Origin of the sequence: Achromobacter sp. RW408, from assembly GCF_003184165.1 — a bacterium.
GTDB lineage: Bacteria > Pseudomonadota > Gammaproteobacteria > Burkholderiales > Burkholderiaceae_B > Achromobacter > Achromobacter xylosoxidans.
Map to the genome: position 1 here is coordinate 442,491 of NZ_QHHO01000047.1, position 6,726 is coordinate 449,216.

5 protein-coding genes and 1 pseudogene are annotated in these 6,726 nt (G+C 67.8%); 2 read left to right on the forward strand and 4 right to left on the reverse strand.

The genetic code is table 11. From position 1 onward, the window contains the following. The 4 genes from DK459_RS18210 to DK459_RS18225 all read right to left on the reverse strand — a co-directional run. Nucleotides 1-1,143: MFS transporter (locus DK459_RS18210; protein WP_110134992.1), on the reverse strand; the 1,143-nt coding region annotated here is incomplete at its 3' end. Nucleotides 1,144-1,193: 50 nt separating this feature from the next. Then, nucleotides 1,194-2,849, reverse strand: coding sequence for a urocanate hydratase (locus DK459_RS18215; protein ID WP_054442637.1), 1,656 nt, complete (start codon nucleotides 2,847-2,849; stop codon nucleotides 1,194-1,196). A 10-nt stretch (nucleotides 2,850-2,859) separates the two neighbouring features. Beyond that, nucleotides 2,860-3,951: a DUF917 domain-containing protein gene (locus DK459_RS18220; protein WP_070540286.1), complete on the reverse strand. Its 1,092-nt coding sequence runs from the start codon at nucleotides 3,949-3,951 to the stop codon at nucleotides 2,860-2,862. 216 nt (nucleotides 3,952-4,167) lie between these two features. Continuing rightward, on the reverse strand, nucleotides 4,168-5,064 hold the full coding sequence (locus DK459_RS18225; RefSeq protein WP_006385802.1) for a LysR family transcriptional regulator: 897 nt from the start codon (nucleotides 5,062-5,064) through the stop codon (nucleotides 4,168-4,170). 101 nt (nucleotides 5,065-5,165) lie between these two features. Between DK459_RS18225 and DK459_RS18230 the strand changes: the two genes are divergently transcribed. After that, complete coding sequence (locus tag DK459_RS18230) at nucleotides 5,166-6,521, forward strand: dihydroorotase family protein (RefSeq protein WP_070540289.1); 1,356 nt, start codon at nucleotides 5,166-5,168, stop codon at nucleotides 6,519-6,521. Between the two features lie 5 nt (nucleotides 6,522-6,526). After that, nucleotides 6,527-6,726 (forward strand): annotated as a pseudogene (locus tag DK459_RS18235) (Zn-dependent hydrolase); the annotation flags it as partial.

Sequence of the window (6,726 nt, forward strand, 5' to 3'; positions counted from 1 at the left end):
CGCTGTCGGAGGTGTTCCCGACGGCGCGGTGCCGACGTAAAGCGCCACCAACAGGCAGAACGACGACTGCACCACGATCAGCGCGAACTGGGTGTGGTTGGCCTGCAGCCACATCATCAGCGGATACACCGCGATCAGCAGCAACAGCGCCGAGGCCCGCAACACGGTGCGACGGCCATAGCGGTCGGACAGGGTGCCCGAGAAGAAGCAGCCGCCGATCAGGAACAGGTTGCCGATCAGCGCGCCCAGGAAGGCCTGCGAGCTGGTGAAACCCATGCTCTTTTGCACGTAGATCGGCATGAAGATGATCAGCGCGTACGGGCCGATGGCCCACAGCACCGACATGCACAGGCCGGTGAACAGCTCGCGCGGATAGTCGCGCAGCACGCTCAAGAGCGGCGCCTTGACGGGCTTGCCGCTGGCGGCCTGGCGCTGCTGCTCTTCGCGGAAATGCGGCGTCTCGTCCAGCGTGCGGCGCATCCACAGGCCCACCGGCGCGATCGACAGACCGACGATGAACGGAATGCGCCAGCCCCACTCGCCCACCTGGTCTTCGGTCAGCAGCGTGGTCACCAGCGTGGCGACCAGCGCGCCAAGCAGGTTGGAGATGCCCATGCTGGCCTGCAGCCACGACGCATACTGGCCGCGCTTGCCGGCCGGCGCATGCTCGACCAGGAAGGCGGTGGCGCCGCCCACTTCGCCGCCGGCCGAGAACCCCTGCAGCATGCGGCCGCACACGATCAGCAGCGGCGCGCCCACGCCGATGGCGGCGTACGGCGGCGCGATGGCGATCAGCAGCGTGCCCAGCGCCATCAGCATGATGGTCAGCGTCAGCGCGGCCTTGCGGCCGGCGCGGTCGCCGTACGCCCCCAGCATCAGCGCGCCCAGGGGCCGCACCACGAAGCCCAGCCCGAAGGCTAGGAACGAGGCCATCAGCTGCACCGTCGGATCTTCGTTGTGGAAGAAGTTCTGCCCGATGTACACCGCGAACAGCGCGTAGACCGAAAAGTCGTACCACTCCAGGGCGTTGCCGATGGAAGCGGCGATGACCGCCTTCTTGGCGCCCTTGTGCTCGTCGGCGCCCGCGTGGGCGGCATTGCCCCCCACCATCCCCGCGCCCGGGTTGATTGCGATGTTTTTCATTGACGTTCCCGTTGATTCGCCCCGTATCCGGGGCTGTTATGTCTTGCCTTTCAAACCTGCGTCGCCGTCGTGTCGATACGGTCGATACCCTTCCTGCCCACTTCGTCCAGCGCCTCTTCGTAGCCGGCGTCGGCATAGCGCAGCACGCCGCTGGCGGTGTCGTTGGTCAGCGACAACGACAGGCGCTGCGCCGCCGCGTCGGTGCCATCGGCCACCACCGTCACGCCGGCGCTGGTCATATAGCCGCTGTAGCCGCCGCCGCCCGAGTGAATCGCCACCAGGTCGGCGCTGGACGAACAGTTGATCATCGCGTTCAGCAGCGGCCAGTCGGCGATGGCGTCGGAGCCGTCGCGCATGTTCTCGGTCATGATGTTCGGATGCGCCATGGCGCCGGCGTCCAGGTGGTCGCGGGTGAAGGCCACCGGCGCGGCCAGGATGCCGGCGCGCACCATGCGGTTCACCTCCAGCGCCAGTTCCGTGCGCTCGCCGTGGCCGAGCCAGGCGATGCGCGCGGGCAGGCCCTCGAACGGCACCGATTCGCGCGCCAGCCGGATCCAGTTGGACACGATCAGGTTGTCGGGGAAGCGCCGCAGCAGGAAATCGTCGATCTTGCGGATGTCATCGGGGTCGTTGGACAGCGCGATCCAGCGGAACGGGCCGATGGCGCGCGCGAACAGCGGGCGCAGGAAGGCCTCGGTAAACACCGGGATCTCGAAAGCGCGCTCGACGCCGCCCTGCTTCGCATGGGTGCGGATCAAGTTGCCGTTGTCGAACACCACGGCGCCGCGATCCTTGAAACCCAGCATCGCGGTGACGTGGCGCACGATCGAGCGGCGGCTGGCGTCCATCAGGCCGGCCATGTCGTCGCGGCGCATGCGCGCCACCTGCTCCAGCGTGTGGCCGGCCGGCACGTAGCCGTAGACCAGGTCATGCGCCGAGGTCTGGTCGGTGACGATGTCGGGCACGATGCCGCGCGCCAGGATCTCGGGATACACGTCGGCGGCATTGCCGAGCAGGCCCACCGACAGCGGACGGCGCGCCGCCTGCGCGTCGCGGATCAGCGCCAGCGCCTCGTCCAGCGAGTCGGCACGGCACTCCAGGAAGCCGGCCTTGATGCGTTTCTCGATGCGTTCCGGATCGATCTCGACCGTCAGGATGGCGGCGTTGGCCATGCGGCCCGCCAGCGGCTGGGCGCCGCCCATGCCGCCCATGCCCGCGGTCAGGATGAAGCGGCCGCGCAGGTCGTTGTCGAAATGGCGCTCGGCGATGCGCGAGAAGATCTCGTAGGTGCCCTGGATCACGCCCTGCGAGCCGATGTACTGCCAGTCGCCGGCGGTCAGGCCGCCCCAGCAGATCAGGTTGTCGTCCTGCATGCGGTAGAAGTTCTCGGCATGCGCCCACTGCCCCACCATATTGCAGTTGGCCATGATCACGATCGGCGCCTGCGGATGGGTGCGCAGCACGCCGATGGGCTTGCCGGACTGCACGATCAGGGTCTGGTCCTCTTCCAGCGTCATCAGCGCGCGCACGATGGCGTCGTGCGACGGCCAGTCGCGCGCGGCGCGGCCCAGCGCCGCGTACACCACCAGGTTGGCGGGATCCTCGCCCACCGCCAGCACGTTCTCCAACAGGCGCAGCAGCGCTTCCTGGCGCCAGCCCTTGCAACGCAGCGTGGCGCCGCCCGGCACCTTGAATTCACGTTTCATCAGCGCCCCCTCAGCGACCCAGCGCGTAGCCGGTGAAGTCCATGCCCAGCGCCTTCTCGACGATGGGGTAGACCGACGCGTCGGTGACGCTGGAGGACAGCGGGATGCGCTGCTTGGACACGTGCAGGATGGACACCTGCAAGCCCTCGCGCAGCTTGCCGGCGCTGACCGGATTGCCGTCGGCGTCCAGCGTGGTGATCACGTCCGGATAGCAGGCGATGCGCTCGCCCTGCGCGTCGGTCACGGCCATGTGCTCGTTCATGACGTGGATGACGCGCTTGCCCGCGCCCTCGCCGATTTCGACGGTGCCGATGTCGAAGGCTTCCTCGGTGTACTTGAGCGTGTTGCGCGCCACCTTGCCGGAGCCGATGATCTCGCCCTGCGTGGCCTTGCAGATGGCGTCGATCACGGCGCTGCCGCCCTTGGGCTGTGCCGCCAGGATCGCCTCGCCCAGCGCCAGCGCGCGGCTGATGCCGCCCAGCGCGGCGTGGCGCCGCACGTAGGACGCCCGGATCGGATTGCGGCAGCTGGCGATGAAGCCGCCGGCCATGTCGGCTGCGCGGCGCAGCACCGGCGAGACCTTGCCGGTGGCGCCGTGCACCGTCAATTCCATATAGGCGTTGTTGGCGCGGTTGCCGCCCACGGCGCACTGGATCATCGGCTCGGGGCTGCCGGCCAGGCCCAGCGAACCCATGTCGCCGGTGGGATGGGCGCGGATGTCGCCCACCGCGTCCACCACCTTGGTGCCCAGCACCGCCGACGGCAGCCAGCCGTTGAGCGTGCTGGACATGCCGTTCTGGCCGATGATGAGGCCATACAGGCGCTCGCCCAGCGCGTCCTGCAGGCGCTCGGCCGCCTTGACGTAGTCGATGCCCAGCATCTGCCAGTCGGTCAGGCCGCCCGGCGCGCCGATGGCGGCGGCGGTGGCGATCCAGGCGTCATCGGGCACTTCGTCCATCGACACCAACTCGGGCCGGCCGATGGTCACGGCCAGCGATCCCAGTTCGCGGCCATGCTCGGCCCAGCCGCCCCCGCCACAGGCAAACACCGAACCGCCCCTGACCGCGGCTTCGACATCCTGCATCGTCAAGATTCTTCCCATTGCTGCGCCCTTCCTTTCCCGATTGCGTTTAGCGGCTCCAGCGGCGTTTTGCGCTGGATGGACGAGGGCATCATAGGAACCAATCCTGTTAATGTCGTATTACCTTTTATGCCTTGTTCATAACATTGGGTTAATAGCGGGGCGCGCCCCGAGGGAGCGGCCGGCCGGGCGCAAACGGCACCTAGGGATATCCCCAGGCGCCCGCCGGCGCAAAGCTCAGAGGGAAACGGGCTGGTCGAGCGCCAGCAGCACGTCGATGAAGGCCTGCGCCAAGCGCGACAACGGCTGCAATTGCAGGTGGAACACATTGACCGGCGCGCTGACGGTATCGGCGATCGGCACGGTCACCACCTGCGACCAGATCGGGCCGGCCACGGTGATCTCGTCCACCAGCGCCACCCCGGCGCCGGCCTGCACCAGGGCGCAGGCCACGTGCGCCTGCTGCACCTCGATGCGCGGCTCGGGCTGCGCGTCCTCGGCGCCGAACAGCTTGTGCACCAGCATGCCGAAGGGAATGTCGGCGCTATAGCCGATCAACGGCTCGCGCGCCAGTTCGGCGGCGGTCACCTGGCGGCGCGCGGCCAGCGGATGGCCGGCCGGCAGCACCGCCACGATGCGGTTCTCGTACAGCGGCCGGGTCGCCAGGCTGGGATGATTCACCGGCATGTAGGCCACGCCCAGCTCCACCTGCTGGGTCAGCAGCGACTGCTCCATCACCGCCGGGATCAGCGTCTGCAACACGATGCGGATTTCCGGATGCAGTTGGCGAAAGCGGGCGATGGCGCGCGGCAGCAGCGACTGGCCCAGGCTCGGGCTACAGGACAGGCGCAACTGGCCCTCGCGGTTCTCGGCCAGGTTGTCGGCCACCTCGTTGACGCGCTGCACGTTCTGGTAGAGCGCGGTCACTTCGACGAACAGCCGCCGCGCCTCGGGCGTGGGGTACAGCCGCCCCTTGATGCGCTCGAACAGCATCAGGCCCAGGCGCTGCTCGGTGTAGGCGATGAGCCGGCTGACGGCCGGTTGCGACACGAACAGCAGCTTGGAAGCGCCACTGATCGAGCCGCTCAACATGATGGCGCGGAAGACCTCGATCTGGCGCAGATTCAATTTCATATGCTTAACCTGATGTTAATTCCCATGCACATATAAGCATAAGACGTTTTGAATCGCGCTTACTACACTGCCCTTCAGTTCTTCATTGGATGGAAGTGGACATGAGCGATTTCGATTGGGTGGTGCTCGGCAATATCGTCGATCCGCATGGCATCGTGGAAAACGGCTGGCTGGCAGTGCGGGACGGCAGGATCGCCGCGCGCGGTGCCGGCGCGCCCCCCGCGGCGCGCGACAGCGTCGACGCCAGCGGGCAGTGGATCATCCCCGGCGTGGTCGACGGCCAGGTGCACTCCGGCAGCCAGGCCAACCAGGAAGGGCTGGGCTGGGCCTCGCGCGCCGCCGCCGCCGGTGGCGTCACGGTCATGGTCGACATGCCCTACGACGATCCCGAACCGGTCGCCTCGCGCCCGCACCTGGACGCCAAGATCGCCGAGGTCGAGCGCGACTGCCACGTCGACGTGGCGCTGTTCGGCACCCTGAACAAGGAACACGGCCTGGCGGCCGCCGCCGGCCTGATCGAAGGCGGCGTCTGTGCCTTCAAGTTCTCCACCTTTGAAGCCACCCCCGGCCGCTTCCCGCGTATCGAGGAAGACGACCTGTACGAAGCTTTCCGCCTGATCGCGCCGTCCGGCCTGGTGTGCGGCGTGCACAACCAGATGCAGGAGATGACGCGCAAGAACATCGCCCGCCTGATCGAGGCCGACGACACCGGCTGGGACGCCTTCATGCGCGCCCATACACCCCTGATCGAGAACCTGGCCACCGCGCTGATCTACGAGATCGGCGCCGAGACCGGCGCCCGCGCCCACGCGGTGCATGTGTCGACCTCGCGCGGCTTCGAGATCTGCAACATGTACCGCCGCAACGGCCACCGCGCCAGCATCGAGACATGCGTGCAGTACCTGATGCTGAACCACGAGGAACACACGCGCCGCTTCGGCGCCAAGACCAAGCATTACCCGCCGATCCGCCCCAAGGCCGAGGTCGACCTGCTGTGGACCCACATCGCCAACGACGAATGCACCTTCGTGTCGTCGGATCACGTCAGCTGGGGCCTGGAGCGCAAGCAGAACCCCAACGTCTTCAAGAACTCGTCGGGCGGCCCGGGCCTGGAAACGCTGCTGCCGGCCTTCTGGACCGGTTGCGAGGAACACGGCATCTCGCCGTCGATGGTGGTGCGCCAGTTGTGCGACAACCCCGCGCGCCACTTCCTGCTGGATGACCGCAAGGGCACGCTGGAGGTCGGCAAGGACGCCGACATCGTCATCCTGGCGCCGGAACGCCATGCCTACGATCCGTCCACCAGCCTGTCGGCGGTGCAATGGAGTTCGTTCGAGGGCCGCGAGTTCACCGTGCGCGTGGCCGGCACGTGGTGCCGCGGCCAGCAAGTCTATGATGGCAGCCGCATCGTCAACAACCCGGGCGACGGCCGCTTCCTGCGCCCGCGCGAGGCGTGAACGGCATGGCCATGTCCTTGCCCCCATTGAACGCCGAGCGCCTCTGGGCCCGCGTCGAGACCCTGTCACGCTATACCCTGCCCGACCAGCCTTGGACCCGGCGCGCCTTTTCGCCGCTGTTCCTCGAGGCGCGCGAGTGGCTGCGCGGTGAATTCGAGGCCGCGGGTTTGACCACCCGCCTGGACGCCGGCGGCAACCTCATCGG

What these genes read in the sequence shown, in the direction of transcription:
- DK459_RS18215 (WP_054442637.1), bottom strand. Translation starts at nt 2,849, where the DNA reads ATGAAACGTGAATTCAAGGTGCCGGGCGGCGCCACGCTGCGTTGCAAG.
- DK459_RS18220 (WP_070540286.1), bottom strand. Translation starts at nt 3,951, where the DNA reads ATGGGAAGAATCTTGACGATGCAGGATGTCGAAGCCGCGGTCAGGGGC.
- DK459_RS18225 (WP_006385802.1), bottom strand. Translation starts at nt 5,064, where the DNA reads ATGAAATTGAATCTGCGCCAGATCGAGGTCTTCCGCGCCATCATGTTG.
- DK459_RS18230 (WP_070540289.1), top strand. Translation starts at nt 5,166, where the DNA reads ATGAGCGATTTCGATTGGGTGGTGCTCGGCAATATCGTCGATCCGCAT.